This is a genomic window from Micromonospora sp. LZ34 (assembly GCF_052981855.1).
Window position 1 is genome coordinate 80,995 of record NZ_JBRIQN010000026.1, and the last position, 23,460, is coordinate 104,454.

Sequence of the window (23,460 nt, forward strand, 5' to 3'; positions counted from 1 at the left end):
AAGTCCCACTGTTCATGGTAAGGAAGGATGGTGAAGGAACGCGTGGCGGTCACCGACGAAGCGATCGACAAGATCAAGCAGATGATCGTCGCCGGAGAACTGCGCCCGGGTGACCGGCTACCCCGCGAGCCTGACCTCGCCGAGCGGCTCGGTTTGTCTCGCAACTCACTGCGCGAGGCGGTCAAGGCGCTCTCACTGATCCGGGTGCTTGATGTACGCCAGGGCGACGGGACGTACGTGACCAGCCTGGACCCGGCGATGTTGCTCGACGCGTTGAGCTTCGTCGTCGACTTCCACCGCGACGACACCGTCCTGCAGTTCCTGGAGGTACGCCGCATCCTGGAGCCGGCCGCCACCGCCCTTGCGGCGCAGCGGATCAGCGACGAGGAACTCGGCAAACTCCGCACCGTCCTCGACGCGCTCAGCGACGATCCGAGCATCGACGAACTCGTCGCCAACGATCTGGAGTTCCATCGGCAGATCGCGGCCTGCGCGGGCAACAAGGTGCTGACCTCGCTGCTCGACAGCCTCTCCGGCCCGACCACCCGCGCTCGGATCTGGCGCGGACTGACCCAGGAAGGCGCGGTCCACAAGACCCGCGAACAGCACGCCGCGATTCTGGAGGCAATCGCCTCCCGGCAGCCCGAGCTGGCTCGATCCTGGGCGACGGTCCACATCGCGGGTGTGGAGGAGTGGCTGCGCCGCATCGTCTGACGGTCCCGACTGCGGGGCTGCCGACGCGTCGCCGGCGGGCGGCGGACGCACTGGCGGGAAAGGGGGGCCCGGGCTCCCTGGCGTGGGGCAGCACGAGCAGGCCGGCCAGGATGTGCTGCTCGTCGAGCCGAGGTCGTTGGATCGGTGAGGACGTCGATCAGCAGGCCCGCGGCGAGCGCGAGGTCCGAGTAGCGCCTGCCGGCGGCTTGCCGGGTGCCGAGGTGCACGGGACGGTTCGGCCCCGCGTTGGCGGTGTCCGCCGCGCGGCGTTGAGGGGTTTTGACTCCCGCCGGCGGGCCCTGGTTCGCCGTCCGGCAGCGACTCTCCACGCGCCCGGAACCCACCGCTCATTGGCCACGTTCGCTGTGGACGGGCGCGCGGCTGGCGGCCCAAACATCGGATCTAAACGATGCATCGATGCTTGAAAATGACTGTTGCGGCCGTTACTCTCGGGAACACCTCGGATGTATCTGTGGCGACGCGGGAGCTTCCCATGAGTCGACGGAAATCGGCAGGTCTCACCATCGCCGTGCGCTGCGCAACCCTCGGCATGGTTTCCGGCGCCGCCGCCGCATCGCCGGTAGCTGCCAGCGATGCTCCTGGGAACCGGGATTCCGTATCCCGGGCTGGTGCTCCGGTATGACCCGCCCGCAGCACGTACACCCAGCCAAGATCCACTGCGCTGGCTGATCGCGGTGTCCCGCCGAACCTCATCACCAAGGAGAGCCCGATGACCCACGCGCCACCCCCGACGGCGTCGCCTTCGGACCCGCGACATCGCGCGTCCAGAGTCGCGGCCCTCGCGGCCACGCTCGCGGCCGCGCTGCTCGCCGGCACCCTCTCGACGACACCAGCCCGGGCGGCCACGTCGACCTGGACCGTCACGACAGCCTTGCCCGGCAACGGGCCACGGGCGAACCTGGTCCACGACGCGGAGACGGGCCAGGTCCTGCTGGGCCTGTCCCGCAACGGTCGCACCGTGTTGCAACCCAGTCCGCTCGGGATCAGGACCGCCGACGCCGACCTGACCCGGGGGCTGCGGTTCCTCGGCCGTCAGGACCGCCCCGTGGTCGAGCACTACACCAGCACTGTGGGCAAGCAGTTGAAGCGGCTCGCGATCTTCCGAGAGGCCCGGTTCCGCTTCGCCGGCGAGGAGGGCGCCCGGCTCGACCTGGTCGTCCGGGTCGCCGCCGACGGTGTCGCCTACCGCTACGAACTGCCGGAGAACTACGGGTCGGTGCTCGGGGAGGCGTCCGCCTTCGACGTCCCCGACGACAGCACCGCCTGGCTGGCGAACCACCGCCGCGACTACGAGAACCCCTTCGTCCAGACCACCGCGGCCACCGCCGATGACCGGGAGTACATGACCCCGGCGCTGTTCGACGTCGACGGCACCTATCTGATGCTCGCTGAGTCCGGCCTGGACGGCCGCTACTCCGGCGGCAGCCTGGTGCACGACGGCACCGGCACGTATCGGGTGAAGCTGTGGGACCCGGAGGTGCTCGTCAACGGGCCGCTGGCGACGCCATGGCGGGTGATGGCCGTGGGTGATCTCGACACCCTGGTCACCTCGACGCTGGTGGATGATCTGGCGCCGCGGTCACGGCTCGCCGACACCTCGTGGATCCGCCCGGGCCAGGTGCTTTGGACCTGGCTGGCCGGCGGCCGGGCGGCCGGGCAGAGCCTGGAGATGCAGAAGGGTTACGTCGACTACGCGGCCGAGCGCGGGTGGCCGTACGTCGCGGTGGACGCCGGCTGGTACTTCGACCCCCAGCAGTGGGACGTCACCGACCCGAACTGGCGCACCAACAGCTGGATACCGGAGCTCGTCCGCTACGCGGGGGAGCGGAACGTCGACATCCTCGTATGGATCCACTACCGGGACCTCGACACCGCGCAGGAGCGGTCCGAGTGGCTGCCGACGCTGCACGAGTGGGGAGTCAAGGGCGTCAAGATCGACTTCATGGACTCCGAGTCGCAGGAGCGCCTCCGGTGGTACGACGAAATCCTTCCCGCCACCGCAGAGAACAAGCTGCTGGTGAACTTCCACGGCTCGAACATCCCGAAGGGCATTCATCGTGCCTGGCCTCATGTCATGACGATGGAGGGCGTGCACGGGGCGGAGAAGCGCACCCTGACCACGAGCCACATCACCGCGCTGCCCTTCACCCGTAACGTGGTCGGCTCGATGGACTACACACCGATGGCGTTCCACCGCAGCCGGCCCACCTCCGACGCCCACGAGCTGGGGCTGTCGGTCATCTTCGAGTCAGGTCTGCAGAACCTGGCCGGCACCCCGGAGTCGTACGAGGCGCGGCCGGAGGCGGTGCGCTTCCTCGAACAGGTGCCGACGATTTGGGACGAGACCAAACTGCTCGCCGGCCGTCCGGCCGACAGCGCAGTCTTCGCACGTCGGAGCGGACAACGCTGGTTCCTGGGCGGGAGTTTCGCAGGCGCCGCCCGGACCGTGAACGTGCCGCTGGACCTGCCGGCCGGACCGTGGTTGGTGGAGCTCGTCACCGACGGGGAGGGCGGGCTCGTGCGCAGCCAGCGGGTCGTGTCGGCCGGTGACACCCTGCCCGTCGGCGTGATCGCCGACGGCGGCTTCGCTGGCGTGGCGTGCCGGTGGCACGCGAAGATCACCACCTGCGACCGGCCGTAGCCGTCTGCGGTCGAGTGCGATGCCGGACCGGCGAGCCGGTCCGGCATCGCACGCGTCTCATCCGACGGCACGACCGGGTCCGCCCACACGGGCCCGCCGCTCACGACCGTGACGCAGCCGGTCGTCGCGACGCCGACCAGGCGGTCCGCCAGTTCGACCGATCCGCGCGTGCCGCGCGTGGATACGCACCGCGAGTTTCCGAGGAGGAGCGCCATGCGTAAACCACCACCAGGCCGTCCGCCGTCGAGGCGGCGCACCATCGGCGCGGCCGTGGCCGTGCTCGCGTCACTGCTGCTCGCGCCGGTGGGCGTCGTTCCGGCCCGCGCTGCGAGCGCAGTGACCACGGCCGCGCTGGAAGAGGAGATGATCACGATCGCGAGTTCCTCGCAGCAGCTCGCCGACGCCGTCAACTGGGCCAAGTTGCGTGCACGGGAGCACGTGCAGACCGGCAAGCGCGGCCCGGTGAACGGGAACGGCACCAACCCCGGCACGGGCGAAGCCGACTACATCCCGTCGTACTGGGCGGGCTACGCCCACCGCACCGCCTTCTACTCGCGCGACTTCGTCCACCAGGCCGCGGGCGGTCACCTGCTCGGCCTCGAGGAGGAGAACAAGTCGATGCTCACCGCCTTCGCGGCCACCGCGAACGAGGCGCGCAAGTGGTATCCGCTCTGGGCGCTGAACTTCGACGGCAGCCCGTACAGTGTGGACTACCGCAGTGACACGAACTTCGTGCGGGAAGTGCCCGCGGTGTTCGAGCTCGTGCAGGAGGCCGAGGAGCAGTACCGCTGGACGGGCGATGCCGACTACCTCGACGACCCCGTGCTCTGGCAGTACTACAGCAAGGCGGTGACCGACTTCGTCGCGCTCCACGACACGCAGCTGCCCAACGGCATCGCCGAGGGCACCGGCCGCGGCATCTTCCAGGGCGCCGCCAGCTACAACGAACGCAGCGACCACGCGGTGATCGAAGCCGGGGACGGGCTCGCCTCCCAGTACCGCGCGTACCTCGCCTACGCGTACCTCGCCCGGCAGAAGGGCGATCTCGAGACTGCGGCGACCTTCGAGCACAAGGCCGCGGCGCTCAAGCAGTACTTCGAAGACGAATGGGGCGTCATCCGTGACGCCTGGGAGTACGTGCGCGGCCGCGGCCCGGCGAACGAACCGTACACCGGCTTCGGACGCGAGAACTCGGTCTTCTACGCCGTCAAGGAGTTCCTCGACGCCGACGACAAGCGCACCTGGGACTACCTCAAGTTTCTCGACCGCATGTACGTCGAGGACCGGCCCCCGAACATCGAGGCGACGACCTACGTGCCCGACGCGCTCTTCAACTACGGCTTCGACGAGCAGGCGTGGACATGGATGAAGGACATCATCTCCAAGCTCCACCTCCCCCACGAGGTCCCCACGCAGGGCACGAACGGCGACTACCCCGAGACGAGCTACACGCTCGTGTCGCAGACCGTCGAAGGACTCGCCGGGGTCCGGCCGAACGCTCCCGAGCATGCGGTGTCAGTACGCTCGCACCTGCCCGCGGAGATCGGATGGCTCGATCTCGACCACATCCAGGTAGGCGAGCACGACTTCGGCGTGCGCCACGACGGCACGACGAAGACGGTCGTCAACCACAACGACGGACCGCAACCGCTCGAGGTCACCGTGCAGTTCCCGGGCGGCTGGCCGAAGCTCAAGGTCGACGGCAGACCCGTAAAGCCCGAACACGTGCACGTGAACGGCCGTGCGCTCTCCCAGGTCACGCTGACGGTTCCCGTCGGCGGGTCGGTCACCGTTACTACGAGCGGCGACGTGAGCCCGAACCGGCACGGCGACCTCATCGTCACCCACCCGCAGGACTACGCACTGCTCTCGCCCGTCGACGGCGCGACAGGCGTGCCCGCCGAGGGTGTGACCTTCGCCTGGGAGCCCGCGGTCAACGCGAGGGAATACCGGCTGCAGGTCGCTCGCGACGCGGCGATGACCGACGTCGTCGCTGAGGCCACGGTCAGGGAGCCGACCGCGACGATCGATTCGCTCGATGCCGGGCGAGCCTATTACTGGGAGGTGACGGCCGTGAACCCGCGCACCGGGCAGGAGCTGGTGGTGCCCGGCGGAGAGTGGCGCCTCCGCACCATGCCTACGGCCGCACCGAAGGCGCCGTCCCCGGTCGGCGCGTACCGCGTCGGGGACCGCGTCGGCGTCACCTGGACGGCGCCCGAGGGCGCGCTGGAGTCGACGATCTACCGCGCGCAGGCGGGACACGACGACTTCACGGCCATCGCGACCGGGCAGACGGGCGGCTCCTTCCTTGATCGCGACGCAGCTGGCGGGCCCTACCGGTACAAGGTGACGTCGACGAATGAGGTCGGCGAGGGGCCGGGAACGGTCGTCGAGGAGCAGGCGGCGCCCGCCGACGGCCCCGTCGAGTACCTCAGCGACCGTGACTGGGTCTCGGCGACAGCCGGGTGGCGATCGGTGCAGAAGGACCGCGCTGTGTCGGGGAACCCGATCAGCATCGGCGGCATCGGGTACGCCAAGGGCATCGGCACGCACGCGAACTCCGAGATCGTCTACGACCTCGAACCGGCGGACACCAGGTTCGTCGCGATCGTCGGCATCGACGACGTGCAGCGCACCTCGCCGAACGCGTCGATTGTCTTCCAGGTACTCGCCGACGGCGAGGTCGTGTACGACAGCGGGCTCATGCGCGCGCAGCCGTACTCGCCACCGCAGCGCGTCGAACTCGACGTCCTCGGTGTCGAGCAGCTCGTGCTGAGGGTCACGGATGCCGGCAATACGAATAACAGCGACCACGCAGACTGGGCCGACGCAAAGGTCATCCGCCTCCCGGGGAGCTGACGAGCGCTGCGGGCGGGGAGTCGACCTCGATCCTTCCCGCCCGCGACGTGGCCGCCGGTCCAGTCGCTTCGCCTGCAGTCGCATGAGGTCGCCGCTTCAACGCCGCCGGGTCCTCACCGCGATGACGGCGCTGGTGACTGATCGTCGTCGGGGCCGGCCCGGCCGGGCTGTGACGTCGCGCCAGGCGCTGAGGGGCCCATACCCCCGGCACGCCGCTGATGTCTGACGGCTACCCGCCGGTGTTCGTCGTCGGGCGGGAGCGGTTCCCTTTCAAGCCGAGCAGGATGGTGGAGAACGCGGACAGGTCGCGGCCGGCACTGAGGACTGTGCCGTCTGGGCGGACGATTGCTGCGTGGGCGCGGCCGTTCCTCAGCCATCGGTGCAGTTCGCTTCCGGGCCGGGCAGTGATGAAAACTGCTCCGCACCGTTCGATGTCCGCTTGTAGGGCGGTGGGCGGCTCGGTGGACGTGACGATCGCGAAGCGCCCCGTGGCCACGTCGTCGAGGCGACGCTCGCCGTCGAGGATGGCGTTCGGGCACAGTCGGCCCGCGAGGGCGCGGCGCAGACGTGGCCGCAGCACCAGAGCGGACCGGCGCAGCGCGGGTGTCTCGCTGTCCGTGGCCAGGTCCTTGAGAAGGGGTACGAGGTGCAGGCGCGGCGCCACCGCGCGGCGGATGATGTCGCCCACTCTGCCGCCGGCCGTCATGGCGGTGCCCATCACCTTCGCCAGCCTGATCATGGCGCGGGCGTGGTGCTTACGTTCGATCTGGTACGTGCCGAGCGCGGTCTCGGGCAGGGACCCGTCGAGCACGCCGGCGAGTTTCCAGGCGAGGTTCATCGCGTCGCGCACCCCGGCTCCCATGCCCTGGCCGATGAACGGTGGGGTGAGGTGGGCGGCGTCGCCCAACAGGAACACCCGGCGGTCACGCCACCGGTCGGCGACCTGCGCGCGAAAGGTGTACTCGGCCGCACGGACGACCTCCAGCTCCCCGGCGGGGATGTTCCCCGTCCATGGCGAGATCAACGGATGCAGCCGGGTCATGTCGCGGAAGTCGTCGGCGGTTTCACCGGGCGCCAGCCGGAACTCCCAGCGGTAGCGGGTCTTCCCGACTCGCATGTACGTGCCGGCGCGGGCCGGGTCGGAGAGCTGGTGCACGCCTTCCCACTGGCCGAGGTCGGCCTCGGTGACCACATCGACGACGAGCCAGCGTTGCGTGAACCCCAGGTCCTGCATGCTGGCGCCGATCGCGGCCCTCGTCAGACTGTTGGCGCCGTCGCAACCCAGGACGTACGCCGCGCGGACGACCTGGTGCTCGCCGGTGGCCGTGTCGGTCACGTCGAGCCGTACGCCGTCGGCGTCCTGGGTTAGCGTGGTGACCTCGATGCTGCCGCGCAGGGTGGCGCTGCTGTACTTCGTGAGGTTCCGACGGAGGATCGCCTCCAGCTCCGGTTGGTCGAACATGCTCCCCTGGGGATAGCCGTGCCGGCCCTGTGCCGCGTCGCGCTGAAACTCGGCCAGCACCCGCATGGTCCGGTCGACCAGTCGCAGGCCCCGGTGTGGCCTGGAGATGGCGGCGAACTCGTCCCGGAGCCCGAGGCGCGCCAGGATGCGGTGGACCTCGTCGTCGAGGGCGACGGCGCGGGGCAGGGGATAGACCGACTCCCACCGGTCGAGGATCAGGCACTCCACGCCGTGCTGGGCGAGCAGCGTAGCGGCGGTGAGCCCGGTGGGGCCCGCGCCGACGATCACTACCGGAACGACGCTCATTGTGTGGCCAGCACCTGAGGAACGAGGTAGGCGGCGACCAGGATTCCGCAGACGACGGCTGGGGCGTACTTGCGTGGGCCGTCTCCCTTGCGCAGGTGCACGACCAGGGCTCCGCCGAGCAGGAGGAGCAGCCCGGCACCGGCGAGGATGCCAATCAGCGGTTGGACCAGGCCGATGAGCAGCCCGATCACCGCTGCGACCTCGAGCAGGCCGATGCGGCGATAGGCCGCGACGGAGAAACCGGCCTCCGCGGCCAGCGCACGCATCGGTTGCAGGGCCAGCATCTTGGCCGTGCCCAGGGCGGAGAAGATCAGCGTGAGCAGCAGCGCGAGGATGGCCGCAGCGAGCGTCATGAGACAACCACCAATCGCCATTCAATGGCATACCGGCCCAGGATCGCCTTGACGGCCTCCTCCTGAGCAGAGGAATGAACTTTCACGGTGGCCACGATGGAGCTGCCCTCGATCGCGGCCTGGATGTCCTGTATTTTGGCGATCTGGTCGAGCGTGGCGCGGAGTTCCGCGCGGGCGGCGTCCCTCCGCAGGGCGAGCTTGTACAGCTTGCCCACGGCGGTGACGGGCAGTTCGTCGAGGATCGTCACAGTCTTGGGCGCGGCTGCGCGGTCGGGCACCCGGTCGCTTGCCCAGTCACGTAGGTCGTCTTCTGTCACGGTGGCGCCGGGTATGAGGGTGACGTAGGCGACGGGCACCTCGCCGGCGTGGACGTCGGGGCGCCCGACCGCGCTGGCCGCGGTGACCTGCGGGTGGGTCAGCAGCGTGTCCTCGATGATCGCGGGGTCGATGTTGTGTCCGCCGCGGATGATGAGGTCCTTGGCCCGGCCGGCGAGGTAGACGAAGCCGTCCTCGTCAACGCGCGCGAGGTCCCCGGTGTCCAGCCAGCCGTCGACGAGCTTGCCGAGTCCGTCGAGGACGGGGCCGTATTCGTCACGGTCGGTGACGTAGCCGGCGAAGACTGTCGGACCGCTGATCGCCAGGACGCCGTTCGCGCCGACGGGTCGGTCTTCCCACGTGCCGTCCGCGGCGACCACCCGCACCCGCTGGTAGGGCAGGCGCTGCCCGACCGAGCCCGGCCGCAACGCGTCGGGGAAGGTACGTGCGCTCGCGCACGTCGCCTCGGTCAGCCCGTAGCCCTCGACCAGGGTTATCCCGGTGTGGGCCTGAAAGTTGTCCCGGATTGCGGCGGGCAGCGGCGAGGCCCCCACCATCGGAGACCGCAGGCTACTGATGTCGGCGTCGATCGGGACCTGCGCCAGTACGGCGTACACGGTGGGCACCGCGCTCATGGCGGCGATCCGGTAGTGCTCGACGATCTTCCAGAACGCGCCGAACAGTGCGGGGTCGCGGTAGCCCGATGGACCGGCCCACACCACGGTCTGTCCCTTGAACAGGGGCGCCAGCAGGGTGACGACGAGCGCGTTCACGTGGAACAGCGGGAGGGCCGCGAAGACCACGCTCTCCTCGTCGAACAGGGAGCTGGCGGCCAGCATCCACGCGTCGGCGACCTCGTTGGCGTGCGTGTGCGCGGCCAGCTTCGGCGCGCCAGTGGTGCCACCGGTGTGGAACATCGCGGCCAGGTCGGCGGATCCGGGCAGCTCACCGTCGAAGGCGGACGGGTCCTTCGCTGCGGCAAGCTCGCCGAGGTAGCCGACGCGTACGCCGCCGACGGCCGGCAGCGGTTGGGGTGTGCCCGGCGCCTCGGTGGGCCGCAGCACGAGGATCGCGTCGAGCAGGCCGTTGCGGGCGAGCGCCTGCGCGGTGTCCCACATGTCCGGCGCGAGCTCGGGCCCGGCCGTGACCAGTACGCGGGCGCCACAGCGCCGGAGGAGCTCGGCGAGGTGCTGCCGTGACAGTCCGCCGCCCAGCGGCGCCGCGATCCCGGCGAGCTGCGCGGCCAGCGTCGCGGTGATCAGCTCGGCGCAGTTGGGCGACATCAGGGCGACCGCGTCATTCCGCCGCACCCCGAGGTCGTGGAGCAGGTTCGCAACCCGGTGGATATCGGCCAGGAGTTCGGAGAAGGTCCGGCGTAGCGGCTCACGCCAGCGGGTGCCGTCGGGCAGGACAGTGACCGCCGTGCGGTCCGGCCAGCGGGTCGCCGCTCGCGCGAGCAGCGCGTAGGTCGATTCGGGCAGGCCTCGCGCCTCGAGCGGCACGGCCTCGATTGCGGCGAGGTCGGCGGGCGTGGCGTAGTCCGGCCACAGCTGGGGTCCGGTCATTGGGCGTACCTCACGACGGTGCGCTGTCGGCCCAGGTCGATCGCGCCGTCGTCGGTGGCGACGGTGGCCTCGACGACGTCGCCGTCCTTGAGGTACTTGGGGTTCCGGGCCTGTCCCTTGAAGAACATCTTCCACTTCACCGCGGGCGGCAGCAGCGAGGCGATGATCTCGACCGGCTTCGGCGGTGCGCTCAGAGCCGTCCCGACGGGTGTCCCGGTCAGCAGCAGGTCACCCGGGTCGATCCGCTGGAAGCGGGTCAGCGCCTGCAGCGCCTGGACCGGCAGATAGATCATGTCGGCGGCCGTCATGTTCTGCCGGAGCTCTCCGTTGACCCACAGCTTCAGCCGCAGGTCGGTGAACCGCTTGAGTTCGTCGGCGTCGAGCAGCAGCAGCGCGGGGCCGACCGGGGTGAAGGTCGGGTAGGACTTGGCCTCGTAGAACTGGGTCTTGGGCAGCTGGACGTCGCGTGCCGAGATGTCGTTGGTGACCACTAGCCCCGCGACGTAGTCGGCGAGGTTGTCCGCGGTGACCGTCGTGCCGACCGGCATCTCGCGGCCGAAGACCAGCCCGATCTCGACCTCGTAATCCAGCAGCCGCACGTGGGCGGGGCGGACCAGGTCGGCGAACGGGCCGCTGATCGAGCCCGAGGTCTTTCGGAAGAACGTCAGGGGGACGGTCTCGGGATTGCCGTTGGTGTCCTTGACGTGGGAGGCGAAGTTCGTCATCTGGGCGACGACGCGGCAGGGCACCGTCACCGGGGAGACCAGGGCGAGGCGGTCGACCGGGACGGTGTCGCTGCTCGCCCCGGCCGCGATGATCGCCTGCCGGTCGGCCAGCAGTTCGGCGGTGGTGGTGGCGCTGGTGTTCACCTTGGCGGCGCCGGTGCGGGTGAGCACCCACCAGGCGTCGGCGGTGCGCAGGACGGAGGTGCTCATGAGGTGGCTGCTTTCATCAGGCCGCGCAGGCGGTGGAGGTCGAACTCGTTGTCCTCACGCAGCGCACCGACGACCGCGCGCAGTTCGCGAAGTGCTTCCCGGCCGGGTTTCATGCCGAGGAAGTCTTTGGTGGCGGGCGGACCCCACTGGGCGAGCCCGGAGGCGCTCATCGGCGCCCAGCCCGGCTCGAGCGTGCAGTCGAACAGGTCGCCGTCGCTGAAGTGCTCGACCAGGAAGCCGTCCGGGTCCCGCCAGTAGTCGAAGATCTGGCTGCCCTGGATGTGCCGGCCGATCCCCCAGGACCGCTGGTAGCCCCGGTCGAGCAGGTACTCCCCGCCGGCGGCCAGCGAGTCGAGGTCCGGGACCTGGTAGGCCGAGTGCACGTACCGGTTGGCCGGGCCGAGGGTCATCGCGAGCGTGTGATGGTCGGTGGGCGTACTGCCGCGGTCGCAGCGGATGAAGCTCATGGTCGGGCCGCGCTCGCGCTGCCCCTGGTGGTAGAGGAAGTCGCTGACGATCAGGCCCAGGTGCTTGAGATACCAGTTGAGCGTCTCCAGGTACCGGGTCGTCTGCAGCACGACGTGACCGAGCCGCTGCACCTTGGTCGGCTCCGGCGGTGGCCGCTGGACGGCGTTCACCCGCGTCACGTCGTGCCCGAAGTTGAACGGCAGGGGCGCCTGCGTGGGCAGCGCGGGGAGCTCGTGCGTGTCCGCGACCACGCGTACCCGCGCCCCGCTCGGGTCGACCAGATCCACCGTCACCCCGCCCAGGCTCTCTGGCAGCGGGGCGATCGCCGTGCCGGTCGCATCGGCAAGCCGCAGCACGTCCTCCGGCTCGGCAGCCCGGAAGGCGGGGCCGATGAACCGTGACCGGGGGCCCCGGCGGATGAGCACGCAGGGCGAGCCCGGGTCCGTGCCCCGCAGGTGCAGCTCGGTGGCGGTACGCAACGACGTGGTGAAGCCGAAGGCCCTGGCGAACAACTCAGCCCGCTCAAGATCGGGCTTCTCGAACTCCAGCCAGGCCAGGTCGTGCACCTTGATAAGGGGGTTGCGCACCCTCCCCGGGTGCTCGCCCGGGCAGCGCACCCTGCTCGCTGTGCAGACCCGTGTGCGGGTCGTGCCGCTCGATCATTTCCCGTCCCTCCCCAAGCAGCTGACGAAATCGTCACTTACGAGTGTAGCGTCAGTCAAGCGCGGATGACGATTCCGTCATATCTGAGGGTCGCCGGGGTTAAGGTAGGCGCAGACCGACCTTGGGAGAGGTGGACAAGTAGGCATGGCGCAACAGACCAGGCATGCCCCTAACCGCCTGGAACGGCGTAAGGCGCACACCCGATCGGCGCTCGTTCGCGCGGCCCAGACCTTCATCGCGGCGGGCAAGCAGAACGTCCCGATCCTCGAGCTCACCCAGGCCGCGGACGTGGGGATGGGGTCGTTCTACAACCACTTCGACAGCAGGGAGCAGCTCTACCAGGCCGCGGTGGAGGACGCCCTCGAGCGCTACGGCGCCCTGCTCGACGAGCTGACAGTGGGCTTGGACGACCCGGCCCATGTCTTCGCGCAGAGCTTCCGGTTGACCGGACGCCTCCATCGCCGGAGTCCCGAGCTGAGCAAGGTGCTGCTCAGCAACGGCCTGGCCCTGGCTGGCTCCGACAAGGGACTCGCGCCGCGAGCCCTGCGCGACATCGAAGACGGCGTCCGTGCCGGGCGGTTCAGCGTACGCGACCCCGAGCTGGCGATGGTGATCGTTGCCGGCGCCGCGCTGGTCCTCGGGCAACTGCTGCACGACCACCCCGAGCGCGACGACGCCCGAGCCACCGACCAGGTCACCGAGGACCTGCTGCGCACGCTCGGCCTAGCGCCTGACGAGGCTCACGAGATCTGCCAACGCCCGCTGCCCGACCTCGACGGCCTCCGTCCGTAGACCGACGTCCATCCGCCCAAGCGGCCGCCGCCCGCACCTACGAAGCGGCCGCCTCGCGCACCATCCGGTTGGCCGCCTCCGGCTCATACCCTGTCCGGGGGGTGTCGTCCGCATCAGCCAGCCACCCCAGGCAACCCCTTCGGCCTAGACGCCCTCGCCGGCGCCGTCCCCCTCAACATCGACCTCGACGTCGTGCTGTCCGTCCTCGCCCACACCGTCTGCGCCGCCCTCCGCAGACGCCTACCCGGCTACGCCACCCAGACACCCTGCAACGCCGATTCCTCACCACCGGCGGGCACATCCTGCACCGCCGCAACCATATCGTCGTCCGCCTCGATCGACGCGCCTACTCACCCGTCCTGCGCCAGGCCGACCTGCCCTCAGCCGTCACCGTCCCCTGGCTCGACGGCCGCACCCTGCGCTACGAATACGCCTGACAGTTTCTCGTGGCTCCACACCGACGATCAAAGTCTGCAACGGGTGGCTCGCACCGGGCAGCGCCGTTGCCCGGGTCTCCCGCGCCGGCGGGCCTGGCCCTTGAGTGACGATCTTGCGAAAACTGGCGGTATTAGGGCCGCACGCTGCTGGCAGGCGAGTTCCCGGCGTACGTGGTCCGCCGGCCTGGCAGCAAAGGAGCAAGGATTCGCCCACTGCCAACTGCCAGGGACGGGAGCTGAGGAGCCGGGAGTAGCAGCAGCACTGCGGCTGGAAGTCGCCCGACCGGTCAGCGCTCCTGCTCGGTGGGCGCCTTCACCCGGTTCAGGCACCGGCCTCGAGCACGGCGAGGTCGCGTACCGCGTAACGGTGATGCTCGGCCTCTTCCTTGAGCACCACCTTGAGGCAGCGGCGCACGACGTACTCCCGGTCTGGATATGGGTCCGCCGGCTTGCGACCACACACCCGATCGAGCTCGGCCTCGGTGAGCCCGTCGACGACACGCCGCATCGTGGCCATGCGAGCGAGCCGCGGCGCGAGTACCTCGTCGAGCGTCGGGGTGGCTTCGAGGGTGAGCCCGAGCTTCGCCGCTGCGTCGGGCGGCATCCCGCCGTAAGGAAGGCCCAACGGGTGATACGGCGCATCCTCCTCGAGCACGGCATTACCAAGCCAGGCATCGCCGGCCATCAGCAGGTGCCGTTGGGTCTCGACGAACGACCACTCGCCGTTGACCTGCTCGTGCAACTTGGCCTCGGGCAGGAGCCTGGCGCGGTCGAGCGTCGCCTCCCATTGCGTCTCGATGGCATCCCAAGCAGCCCGGTAGTCGACGGAGGACGCGGCGTCACGCGCCAGCACCCGCGTGGGATGCTGCCGGTCGAGCTCGGCCTCGACGAAGGCAGTCACGTCGACGTCGTTAACAACGAGACGCTCGAAGGCGCCACCGAGGTAGACGTCGCCCCCATAGCAGTCCACGATCTTCAGGCCGCTGACCTCGCAATCGCGAATCTCAAGGCCGGCAAGATCGCATAGGTGGATGCGGGCACCACGGAACTGGTCACTCTGGGCGTACGCAGCAGGCATCGAGACAACTTTCCGCATCCGTCTCGCCTGCGTCAATGGGTAGCACAGCGTGAGCACGGTGCTCTCGCCCGGTGCCAGGGGGCAAGCGCACCTGCCGCGGTGAGCAGCGCGAGGACGAGCAACCGTGGCCAGAACCGCATCGGCTGTGTCGGACACGTCGTCAGGATCGGCGGACAAGGCATCTGCCGCCGGACATCGGCCTGACGACGCGGTGGCTCCTGCGCTGCCAGTTCGTCAGGCCGTGTCCACCTGGACGCCCGGCCGGCCGCTCTCCACGACGAAACTGGCGCGGGTGGAGACCGGTGCGCCCGGCGTCGTGACGTAGGGCAGGACCCGGTAGTCGGTGCGCCACTGCTCGTTGTCGAGCAGGCAGCGGACGTATCCCCGCCGCCCGTTGTAGAACCGCATGTGCGGGTTGCTGGCCAGCCATTCGGTCCCCCGACCGTCCATGTCCGAGCCGTTACCGCCCGAGGAGATGGAGGTGCCGAGGAATTCGACTCCGACGGTTGGCGAGGACTGGTTGTCGAAGTTCTGCTTGAGGTCCGCCACCATGCTGCAGTGCGCGTCGCCCGTGACCACCACCATGTTCTGCACGCCGCGCTCGACCACGCCGTCGAAGAGGCGCTGCCGCGCCGCTGGGTAGCCGTTCCAGTTGTCGTTCGACAGCGTCTTGCCGGGGCCGGGGTCCCGGTCGGCTTCCGCGATGACGGTCTGGTTGCCCAGCACGTTCCACCGCGCCGTCGAGGCGGTCAGGCCATCGAGCAGCCACTTCTCCTGAACGCTGCCGAGCATGGTCCGTGACGGGTCGTCCATCCCGGTCGGCACCTGGTCGGAGCGGTATTGCCGGCCGTCGAGAATGTTGAACTGGGCGAGGTTGCCGTAGGTGAGCCGCCGGTACAGCTGCATGTCGGGTCCGTGCGGGATGCTGGCCCGGCGCAGCGGCATGTGCTCGTAGTACGCCTGGTACGCCATCGCCCGGCGCAGACGGAAGCTCTCCGGAGACTGCTTCGGGTCCTCGGAGTTCTCGTCGGCGTAGTTGTTCTCCAACTCGTGATCGTCCCAGGTGACGGCCCACGGAAAGCGGGCATGCGCGAGCTGCAGGTCGGGGTCGCCCTTGTACTGGGCGTGCCGGATCCGGTAATCGATCAGCGAGAAGACCTCGGTGGTGGGCAGGTGTGCGCGGCCGATCGCACTGGTCCCCGGGCCCTCGTAGATGTAGTCGCCGAGGTGCAGGACCAGGTCAAGGTCCTCCTCGACCAGGTGGCGGTAGGAGGTGAAGTGCCCAGCTGGGAAGTTCTGGCAGGACACGAAGCCGAAGGCCATCCGCCGGCGGTCCGCGCCGTACTCCGGTGCCGTCCGGGTCCGCCCGACCGGGCTGAGGAACTTGCCCACGCGGAACCGGTAGTAGTACTCGCGGTCGGGGCGCAACCCGCTGACCTCGGCGTGCACCGAGTGACCCAGCTCAGGTGTGGCGAGTTCCTCACCGGCACGTACCACCCCGCGGAACTGCTCGTCCTCGGCGACCTGCCACACCACCGGCACGACGCGCGGCGGCATCCCACCGGTCCCGTCAGAGGCGAGCGGGTTCGGGGCCAGGCGGATCCACAGGACGACGCCGTCGGGGAGCGGATCCCCCGAGGCGACCCCGAGCGTGAACGGTTCGTCGGTGAAGTCGGGCGCTGCCCACGCCGGTGCGGACGAGAGGCCGGCGATGGCCGCGGCAACACCTCCTCCTGCCGCGCCTGTCAGTCCCAGGAATGCGCGCCGGTCGATTGCGGGCATGCCACAGTCCCTTCGGGAGAGATAACGGATCTCACCGATTCTTGGGACCGAGATTGCCGGGAGTTTGCCGGACGAAGGCCGTCGGTGTACGGGCGGGCGCACATCGAACTCTTGCTGCCGCAGCCACGGCCCCTCGCAGGCGCCGCGGTACGACCTGGCCGTCCATCGTCGACGATGACGTAGTCCGGCCGCCTTCACGACCAGGGGCGCCGTGACCGCGTAGATGTCCGGGCCGCTGGCCACCGCGCGGCGTACCGTGCCGGACGAGCCTGCGACGACCGCGACCAGGAATGTCTGCGCCGAGCGTTCGCGATCGTCGACCGCGACCGGGCCGGACGGGTCGGGGCGTGTAGGTCTTCCACGGCGTGCGCCGCACATCAGTTGTCTGATCACACGCGATCGGTCAGTCGGCGGCTTACCCAATGCGGCACCGCGCGCCCGCGCCCGCGGCCGCGTTCGCGGCGGCGTCCTTGATGCCGACGTCGAGCCTGTCGCGGGTTGCGATGAGATCGCGATCTGCTGGTCGATGCGATCTCTTTCCGTCGTGACGGCGCTAAACCTGTCCCCCGTCTGCTCGCGCTTGCTACCTGAGCGGAATTCTCACTCGCCGGACCTCTGCCCTTCACATGATCTTCAGGGGTCGGGCGGTCGGACTGTCGACGCTGTCGGGACTACTTCGTCTCGATCAAGGCAGGTGTGGCAGTGGCGGACGCATCCTCCATCAGCCGGCGACGGTTCCTGGCCCTCGCGGGCGGTACCGCCGGCGTGGTTGCCGTGAGCCAACTGGTCGCGGAGCTTCCTGCGGCGTACGCGGACGAACTGGACCCGGCGCCGTTCGCCCTCGGGGTCGCGTCCGGCGAGCCGGACCACGAGAGCGTCGTGCTGTGGACGCGGCTGGCGCCGGATCCGCTGAACGTGCTCGATGGCGGGATGCCGGCGTATCCCGTTCAGGTCGCCTGGGAGGTGGCCCGCGACCCGCAGTTCCGCCATGTGGTCCAGTCGGGCGAGGTGACGGCGGCCCCGGAGTCGGCGCACACCGTGCACGTGGTCGCGGGCGACCTGGCCCCCGACCGCTGGTACTGGTACCGCTTCCGCGCTGACGGGGTGTACAGCCGCACCGGGCGTACCCGGACCATGCCGCCACCCGGTGCCAAGGCCGACCACATGCGGTTCGCCTTCGTCTCCTGCCAGTCCTGGGTGGGCGGCCCATACCCGGCTTACCGGGATTTGGCCGCACAGGACCTCGACTTCGTCGTCCACCTGGGCGACTACATCTACGAGACCACCAACGGAAGCCTCACCGAGTTCCGCCGCCTGCACGCGCTCTACAAGACCTCCCCGGACCTGCGCGCCGCCCACGCCCGGTTTCCGTTCGTCCTGACCTGGGACGACCACGAGGTGCAGAACAATTACGCAGGCTCCATTCCGCCCGGCCCGGCCGACGGCCGGCCCTTCCTGGAGCGACGCGCCAACGGCTACCAGGCCTACTACGAGCACCTGCCGCTCCGCCCCGAGCAGCGCCCCACCGGGCCTGACATGCTCATGTACCGCCGGCTCAACTTCGGCCGGCTGGCCCAGTTCAGCGTGCTCGACACCCGGCAGTACCGCAGCGACCAGGCGCTGGGGGACGGTCGTAAGGAACCGACCGGCGAGGTTTTCGACCCGACCCGCACCATGACCGGCCCGGAGCAGGAGCGTTGGCTGCTCGACGGGCTGGGCCGGTCGAGGGCACGCTGGAACGTCATCGCCCAGCAGACCATCATGGCCGCCTTCGACTACGACCTCGGGCCCGGGCAGATCGTCAACCTGGACCAGTGGGACGGGTATCCGCCGGCGCGGTCCCGCATTCTCGACTTCATCGCCACGCAGCAGGTCTCGAATCCCATCGTCCTCAGCGGGGACTGGCACACCCACTGGGTCAACGACCTGAAGACCGACTTCACCGACCCGGGCTCGAAGACGGTCGCCACCGAGTTCGTCGGCACGTCGATCTCCTCCGGCGCCGGGTGGGACGCCGACGTCCGGGCCGGCCTCGCGGCCAACCCGCACGTCAAGTTCTACAACGGCAGCTACCGCGGTTACGTGATCTGCGACGTCACCGAGCAGCGCTGGCGGGCTGACCTGCGCATCGTGTTGAACGCCCGAGACGCCGCCTCGCCGGCGTACACGATCGCCGCGTTCGAGGTGCTCGACGGCGCACCGGGAGCGCGACGGATCGACGCCGGCGACGGCATCATCGCTCGGGTCACCGACGCGGCCACGGGCGCGGCCCTACCGAACGTGCAGGTGACGGTGACCGCGGCGGACGGCATCCAGCCGGTGGCGAGCACCACGGACCCGTCGGGCGAGGTGCTCGCTTTCGCCCCGCCCGGCAGGTACACCGTCGCCGTGAACGGGGTCGGCTACGAGCCGGTGAGCCATCCGGTGACCGTCGTCGAAGGCGCGCCGACGAAGCTCGACCTGCCGCTGCATCGGGCCGCGACCAGGGCCGGCACCGGTCGAACGATCCCCGGACCTCAGTCACAAGCAGGCACGGCCGACCTGGTGCTCGGCAACGACCTGGTGGCTTTGGCCGTCTCGGCCGGGACCGACGACCCGCAACTGTCCGGAGTCACCGTCGGCAAACCACTAGACCTGGCTGCGGTCGGGCACCTCGACCAGCTCGACTGGATCAACCTGCCGTACGCCTCGGCGATGCAGCCCCGCGGCGGCAACGCCTGGCAGCAGCGCACCGTCCGGTCCACTGCGGTGGAGGTGCTTTCCGGCAGCGGCTCGGCGGCGACCGTACGAGCTACGGGCACCAGCACCGCCGTGCCCGACCTGCGGGTCGTCACGACGTACACCATCCGGCCGAACGAACCATGGGTGACGGCGGAGAGCGTCTTCACCAACCTCGGCACGGCGCCGCGCACCTTCTGGACCGGCGACGCGCTCGACCACGACGGCGCCGGCCAGCGCAGCGGTGTCCCGGGGCACGGAACCATCACCAGTGGCACCCCGGCCGACTACCCGCCCACCGCGCCCTGGGTCGGGATGACCGGTTCGGACCGGCACACCTACGGACTGCTCTACGAGGACACGGACTTCGTCGCGTACGCCGCCTACAACTGGGTGATGAGCCAGCGGCAGGTGACCCTCGCACCGGGCGAGACGTTCACGCTGCGGCGCCGGATCGCGGCCGTCGACAGCGGCGAGGACGCTGACCCGTTCGCGGTGCTCGGCCAACTCTGACGGTTCGACGTGGGCAGTGCGGGCGCGGCGAGATCCGACGGTGACGCGGGAAGCATCGCCATGTCTGTCTTGTCAGACAGATCCGCCAGGTGGGGTTGTACGTGCTCGCCGCCCGGAAGACGGCGGCCACGAGTGCTACCGCCGCGACGACCTAGTCAGGGAAGAAGTCTCGCCAGAGGCGGCCGCGGTTGGCCAGGACGTAGGTGAACATGTGCCGGAGCGCGTCGAGGCACTGCTCCGGCGGCCGTTAGGCGAGTTCTTCGAGGAAGTCCAGGGCGCCATCGCTGCTGAACGGTCCGGTTCCGAACGTGCCCACGTCACCCTCTCATCAGAGGGCAGCCACCGTTGAAGCCGATAAACGAACTGCACCGAATTGACCCCTAACGGCCGGGTACACCTCGATGTCTGTCAGGGACTCGCGGTGGATCTTCCCGGCTGTGGCGGCTGGTTGGTGACCCCAGCTGAAACTACTCAGCACCCAAGCCACCCCGGTCGGGCGCCGTCCACAGATCACAGTGGGTCTGCTCCTGCCCAAGATCGTTGATATGGTCGCCGCCGTGGCCCAACTCGATCCGCCCGGTCAACCCGCCCTGCCGCCTTACCCGTCCGCGCCGTCTGGCGACGAGAGGTCCCATTACCAGCCGTATCCGCAGTACCAGCCCTACCAGCCGGTGCCGCCCGACCCGGGCATCAACGGCTTCGCGGTGGCCTCCCTGGTGCTGGGGGTCATCGGTGGGGTCCTGCTGAGCGTGATCTTTGGCATCGTCGCGCTCGTCCAGATGCGTAACCGACCCTACCGCGGCAAAGGGCTGGCGGTCGCCGGCCTGGCGCTCTCCGGTGTTTGGGTGCTGGGTCTGGCCGCACTGATCCTGGTGGCGATCGCCTCGGGTGCCGGCCGCGACCCCGCCGGCGAGCTAACCGACGGCGGTTCGGTGAGCGCCCGGCAGTTGCGGCCGGGCGACTGTGTCAACGGTCTAGAAGACAGCGACAACGTTCTCAGTCTGCCGGCGGTTCCCTGTGCGCAACCACACGAGGGCGAGGTCTTCGCTGCCTTCGCGTTGTCGGGACGGGACTGGCCCGGCGAGGGGCGCGTGTTGGAGAAGGCGGACCAGGGCTGCCACGACCGTTTCGAGTCCTACGCCCCGACGGCGGACTTTGAATCCTTTGAACTCTTCGTCCTCTATCCGACGCAGCGAGCGTGGATTAGAGGTGACCACAATGTCACCTGCGTCGCAATGGATCCCGCCGGCATGAGCACCGGCTCCCTGCGCGGCTGACCCTGCGGCGACACGGCCGCATTGCTGTGCCCTGCCTCCGCCAGCGATGACAGCGCACCAGGGATCCATCCGAGCGAGCGAGGGAGGGCGAGGTGCCGTTCACCGGTAGCCACGTCGCGGCCGTGCTGCCGCTGGCGCGGTCAGCGTGGCTGGTGCCGTCGGCCCTGGTGATCGGGAGCATGGTTCCCGACCTGCCGTACTACCTGCCGCTGCCGGTGGAGGCGACGCTGACCCACTCGTTCGCCGGAGTCCTCGGCGTCGACGTGGTGCTGGGTCTGGCGGCAGTGGCCCTGTGGCACGGGCTGCTGGCTCGCTTCCTGATCGCCATCTCGCCGGCCCGGCTACGCGATCGCCTACCCCCGCCCGCGCGCCCGGGTCATCGGCGGGCTGTCCGCGCGGCGATGCTGGTCGTCTCGCTGGTGGTCGGCGCGGCGACCCACGTGCTGTGGGACTCGTTCACCCACGACGGAATGTGGGGCACCGCGCATATCGGCTGGCTGGCCGACTCGCACCTCGGCACGCCCGGCTATCGCTGGGCGCAGCGCGTGAGCGGCGTCGTCGGCGCCGCCGCCGTCGTGGTATGGCTGGTCCGATGGTGGCGTACGCCGTCGCCCCCGACCGCGCAGTGGCCGTCGGCCGAGCGGGCGCTGGTGGTTGCGGCATGGACGGTCATCGGGCTCGCCGCCGCCGGCGGTGCTGCCTTGGCCGCGTCCGAAGGGGTAGGGCCGCAGCGAATGCTGTTCCTGGTCGTCACCTATGCCGGCGGTGCCGGCCTGACGACCGCGATCGTCCTCGCTGCCTGTTACGCCGTCCTGGCCCGGCACGACCCCCCGACCCCCCGCTGACCGATGCCGGGGCCGTTGCACCGGAAGACGGTAACGTAGCCAAACCTCAATACCGCGATCAGCCAGGAGTTCCTCAACCTCTGGGTAGGACCGGTTGTAGCGCAGGTACCCACCTGGTCGCGATGGTGATCACCACCGCGGGAAGCTGGAACCCGGTGAACGTCGACTCTGGCCGCGACGTACGGCGACGAGACTGGACTACTTCACCGTCAAGCCTGCCTCGGTCCCCCACGGGCAACACAGCAGACCTCTCGATCCGGGTGGACGGGCCGCTGCTGCTCGGCATTGACGGCCAGCTGATGCTGCTCGCGCTCACCGCCGTGACCCGGCGTGCTGATCGCGGGCTCGGGCGGTTGTGCTTCAGGCCGGGGTGCACCTGGTGCTGCTCGCGGCGGTCAGCTTCCTCGCTCGCGATTCGGTAGCGGCGGGCGTCCGGGGTCCGGTGGGTGCGGTCCTCCGCCGGAGACGCCCGCCGGGGCACGCCGGCTGGTCCTTAAGCCGCTAGGACGGTGCCGGCCAGGACAAGGTACGCCAGGCAAACGCCCAGCGTCGCCAGGAGCATCAGGGCCGCCTTCGCCCCGGTCGATTGATCACTGCGGGCGATCGAGTGGTTGATGGCGAAGCCGACCCCGCCGAAGAGACCGCCGATCAGCCCGCCTACGAAGACCAGGAGAAACGGGAGCAGAATCAGGATCCTGAGCACAGCCGGCGTCTCCGGCCCGGTCCGGTGTTGCACCCCGTCGATCTCGATGACTGGGTACGGGTCGAGGATGGTGCTCTTCAGCTTGGCGCGGACCGTCCCGCCGCCCACCGCGGGCAGGTCGAAGACTTTCCGGCGGCCGGTTCCCGGGACGCCACCCACCAGGACCCGCGGACTGCCCAGGGCTTTCACCTCGACCGCCACGGGCCCGTCGACTCTATCTATCACTATCGGTTCGGTTTGCATAGGCGAGGACAGTAGACGGCGGGCAGACCCGCCGCTGCCCCGCGATGACATCGCTGTCCGAGGCGGGGGCTAACCTACGGCTGCGTACACCGCGGTCCTCGGCCAGTGAACCCAGCCGTCGCCTATGTAGCCGGCGTGGTTGGCATGACGGGAGGTGCAGCCTGGGGGCCGTCCTGGCTGCTGGCATGGACGGCCAGGAGGTGACCGTGACGGCGAAAGGCTTCGACGCAGAGCCACGAATCGTCGGCAAGCAACAACACCGCTTCGGCGAACATCGACTACGCCGTCAAGCCGGACCTCGCGTTTCCTTCCAATACGACAGCGGCACCTGGGCGACCTGCTACGCCGAGCGGGCCATTCCGAACGGGGCTCCGAGGAACTGAGGGAGGTGAAGCTACGTCGTGAGGTACTCGCTTCTGCATCGTCACGGCACATCGGAAAGCCTGGACGACGTCCCTGACGCAAAGATCACCGAGCTGCTCTCCGAGTTGGACAGCGATGTCATCGATCCGGAGCACGGCGATGTGTGGCTGACCCAGAACTGGTCTGGATGGTCGCTGGGAAGGTTCGCGGGAGCACGCGGACTGGTGGTCCTGGAGAACACGAAACCTGGAGGGGAGGCGCTTCACCGGACGGGCGTCACGTCCGACGAAGCGTTCCGCCTCTTCCGGCGCCTTGCCGACGGCGATGTGGATGTCAAGCCCCGGGTTTGGTGGAGAGTTGGTTAGCTGGTTTTCAGGGGTGCGGTGACCGGCTGGGTCATCGCGTGT

Annotated in this window: 17 protein-coding genes; 9 read left to right on the top strand and 8 right to left on the bottom strand. The window is 69.4% G+C overall.

The genetic code is table 11. The annotated features are described in order from the left end of the window. The first annotated feature begins 30 nt into the window (after positions 1 to 30). The 3 genes from ACVCAH_RS24760 to ACVCAH_RS24770 all read left to right on the top strand — a co-directional run bounded on the left by ACVCAH_RS24760 (position 31) and on the right by ACVCAH_RS24770 (position 6,235). Positions 31 to 714: a FadR/GntR family transcriptional regulator gene (locus ACVCAH_RS24760; RefSeq protein ID WP_447138591.1), complete on the top strand. Its 684-nt coding sequence runs from the start codon at positions 31 to 33 to the stop codon at positions 712 to 714. A 730-nt stretch (positions 715 to 1,444) separates the two neighbouring features. Then, entirely contained in the window at positions 1,445 to 3,376 is a 1,932-nt protein-coding gene (locus ACVCAH_RS24765) for a glycoside hydrolase family 97 catalytic domain-containing protein (protein ID WP_447138592.1), read from the top strand. 270 nt (positions 3,377 to 3,646) lie between these two features. Next, a complete protein-coding gene (locus ACVCAH_RS24770) occupies positions 3,647 to 6,235 on the top strand; it encodes an NPCBM/NEW2 domain-containing protein (protein ID WP_447138593.1) in 2,589 nt (862 codons plus the stop codon). A gap of 229 nt (positions 6,236 to 6,464) precedes the next feature. Here the strand turns inward: ACVCAH_RS24770 and mhpA are convergent, their stop codons facing one another. Genes mhpA through ACVCAH_RS24795 form a run of 5 tightly spaced genes read right to left on the bottom strand, consistent with a single transcriptional unit; the run spans position 6,465 to position 12,226 of the window. Continuing rightward, a complete protein-coding gene (gene mhpA, locus ACVCAH_RS24775) occupies positions 6,465 to 8,003 on the bottom strand; it encodes a bifunctional 3-(3-hydroxy-phenyl)propionate/3-hydroxycinnamic acid hydroxylase MhpA (RefSeq protein WP_447138594.1) in 1,539 nt (512 codons plus the stop codon). Then, entirely contained in the window at positions 8,000 to 8,356 is a 357-nt protein-coding gene (locus ACVCAH_RS24780; RefSeq protein ID WP_447138595.1) for a DoxX family protein, read from the bottom strand. The genes mhpA and ACVCAH_RS24780 overlap by 4 nt, the downstream gene beginning before the upstream one ends. After that, a complete protein-coding gene (locus ACVCAH_RS24785) occupies positions 8,353 to 10,236 on the bottom strand; it encodes an acyl-CoA synthetase (protein ID WP_447138596.1) in 1,884 nt (627 codons plus the stop codon). The genes ACVCAH_RS24780 and ACVCAH_RS24785 overlap by 4 nt, the downstream gene beginning before the upstream one ends. Continuing rightward, complete coding sequence (locus tag ACVCAH_RS24790) at positions 10,233 to 11,171, bottom strand: fumarylacetoacetate hydrolase family protein (protein ID WP_447138597.1); 939 nt, start codon at positions 11,169 to 11,171, stop codon at positions 10,233 to 10,235. The genes ACVCAH_RS24785 and ACVCAH_RS24790 overlap by 4 nt, the downstream gene beginning before the upstream one ends. Continuing rightward, the gene (locus ACVCAH_RS24795; RefSeq protein ID WP_447138598.1) at positions 11,168 to 12,226 is read right to left on the bottom strand and encodes a VOC family protein; all 1,059 of its coding nucleotides are present in this window, start codon (positions 12,224 to 12,226) and stop codon (positions 11,168 to 11,170) included. The genes ACVCAH_RS24790 and ACVCAH_RS24795 overlap by 4 nt, the downstream gene beginning before the upstream one ends. Before the next feature lie 220 nt (positions 12,227 to 12,446). Here ACVCAH_RS24795 and ACVCAH_RS24800 point away from each other — a divergent pair, with 220 nt between their 5' ends. Then, entirely contained in the window at positions 12,447 to 13,094 is a 648-nt protein-coding gene (locus tag ACVCAH_RS24800) for a TetR/AcrR family transcriptional regulator (protein ID WP_447138599.1), read from the top strand. Between the two features lie 759 nt (positions 13,095 to 13,853). On the opposite strand, the gene ACVCAH_RS24805 is transcribed toward ACVCAH_RS24800, so the two are convergent. After that, positions 13,854 to 14,609: a DinB family protein gene (locus ACVCAH_RS24805; RefSeq protein WP_447138600.1), complete on the bottom strand. Its 756-nt coding sequence runs from the start codon at positions 14,607 to 14,609 to the stop codon at positions 13,854 to 13,856. A gap of 234 nt (positions 14,610 to 14,843) precedes the next feature. Beyond that, positions 14,844 to 16,391, bottom strand: coding sequence for an alkaline phosphatase D family protein (locus tag ACVCAH_RS24810; RefSeq protein WP_447138601.1), 1,548 nt, complete (start codon positions 16,389 to 16,391; stop codon positions 14,844 to 14,846). A gap of 702 nt (positions 16,392 to 17,093) precedes the next feature. Between ACVCAH_RS24810 and ACVCAH_RS24815 the strand changes: the two genes are divergently transcribed. The 3 genes from ACVCAH_RS24815 to ACVCAH_RS24825 all read left to right on the top strand — a co-directional run bounded on the left by ACVCAH_RS24815 (position 17,094) and on the right by ACVCAH_RS24825 (position 21,744). Further along, positions 17,094 to 19,622 (top strand): alkaline phosphatase D family protein, encoded by a 2,529-nt coding sequence (locus ACVCAH_RS24815; protein ID WP_447138602.1) that lies wholly within the window; start codon positions 17,094 to 17,096, stop codon positions 19,620 to 19,622. Positions 19,623 to 20,137: 515 nt separating this feature from the next. Beyond that, complete coding sequence (locus ACVCAH_RS24820; protein ID WP_447138603.1) at positions 20,138 to 20,899, top strand: septum formation family protein; 762 nt, start codon at positions 20,138 to 20,140, stop codon at positions 20,897 to 20,899. Between the two features lie 92 nt (positions 20,900 to 20,991). Continuing rightward, a complete protein-coding gene (locus ACVCAH_RS24825) occupies positions 20,992 to 21,744 on the top strand; it encodes a DUF4184 family protein (protein WP_447138604.1) in 753 nt (250 codons plus the stop codon). A 493-nt stretch (positions 21,745 to 22,237) separates the two neighbouring features. Here the strand turns inward: ACVCAH_RS24825 and ACVCAH_RS24830 are convergent, their stop codons facing one another. Further along, on the bottom strand, positions 22,238 to 22,648 hold the full coding sequence (locus ACVCAH_RS24830) for a hypothetical protein (protein ID WP_447138605.1): 411 nt from the start codon (positions 22,646 to 22,648) through the stop codon (positions 22,238 to 22,240). 227 nt (positions 22,649 to 22,875) lie between these two features. On the opposite strand from ACVCAH_RS24830, the gene ACVCAH_RS24835 reads away from it, so the two are divergent. Beyond that, positions 22,876 to 23,073, top strand: a complete 198-nt coding sequence (locus ACVCAH_RS24835; protein WP_447138606.1) for a hypothetical protein — start codon at positions 22,876 to 22,878, stop codon at positions 23,071 to 23,073. 18 nt (positions 23,074 to 23,091) lie between these two features. Beyond that, positions 23,092 to 23,418 carry a hypothetical protein gene (locus ACVCAH_RS24840; RefSeq protein ID WP_447138607.1) on the top strand — a complete coding sequence of 109 codons (327 nt, stop codon included), beginning with the start codon at positions 23,092 to 23,094 and terminating at the stop codon, positions 23,416 to 23,418. Positions 23,419 to 23,460 lie beyond the last annotated feature (42 nt).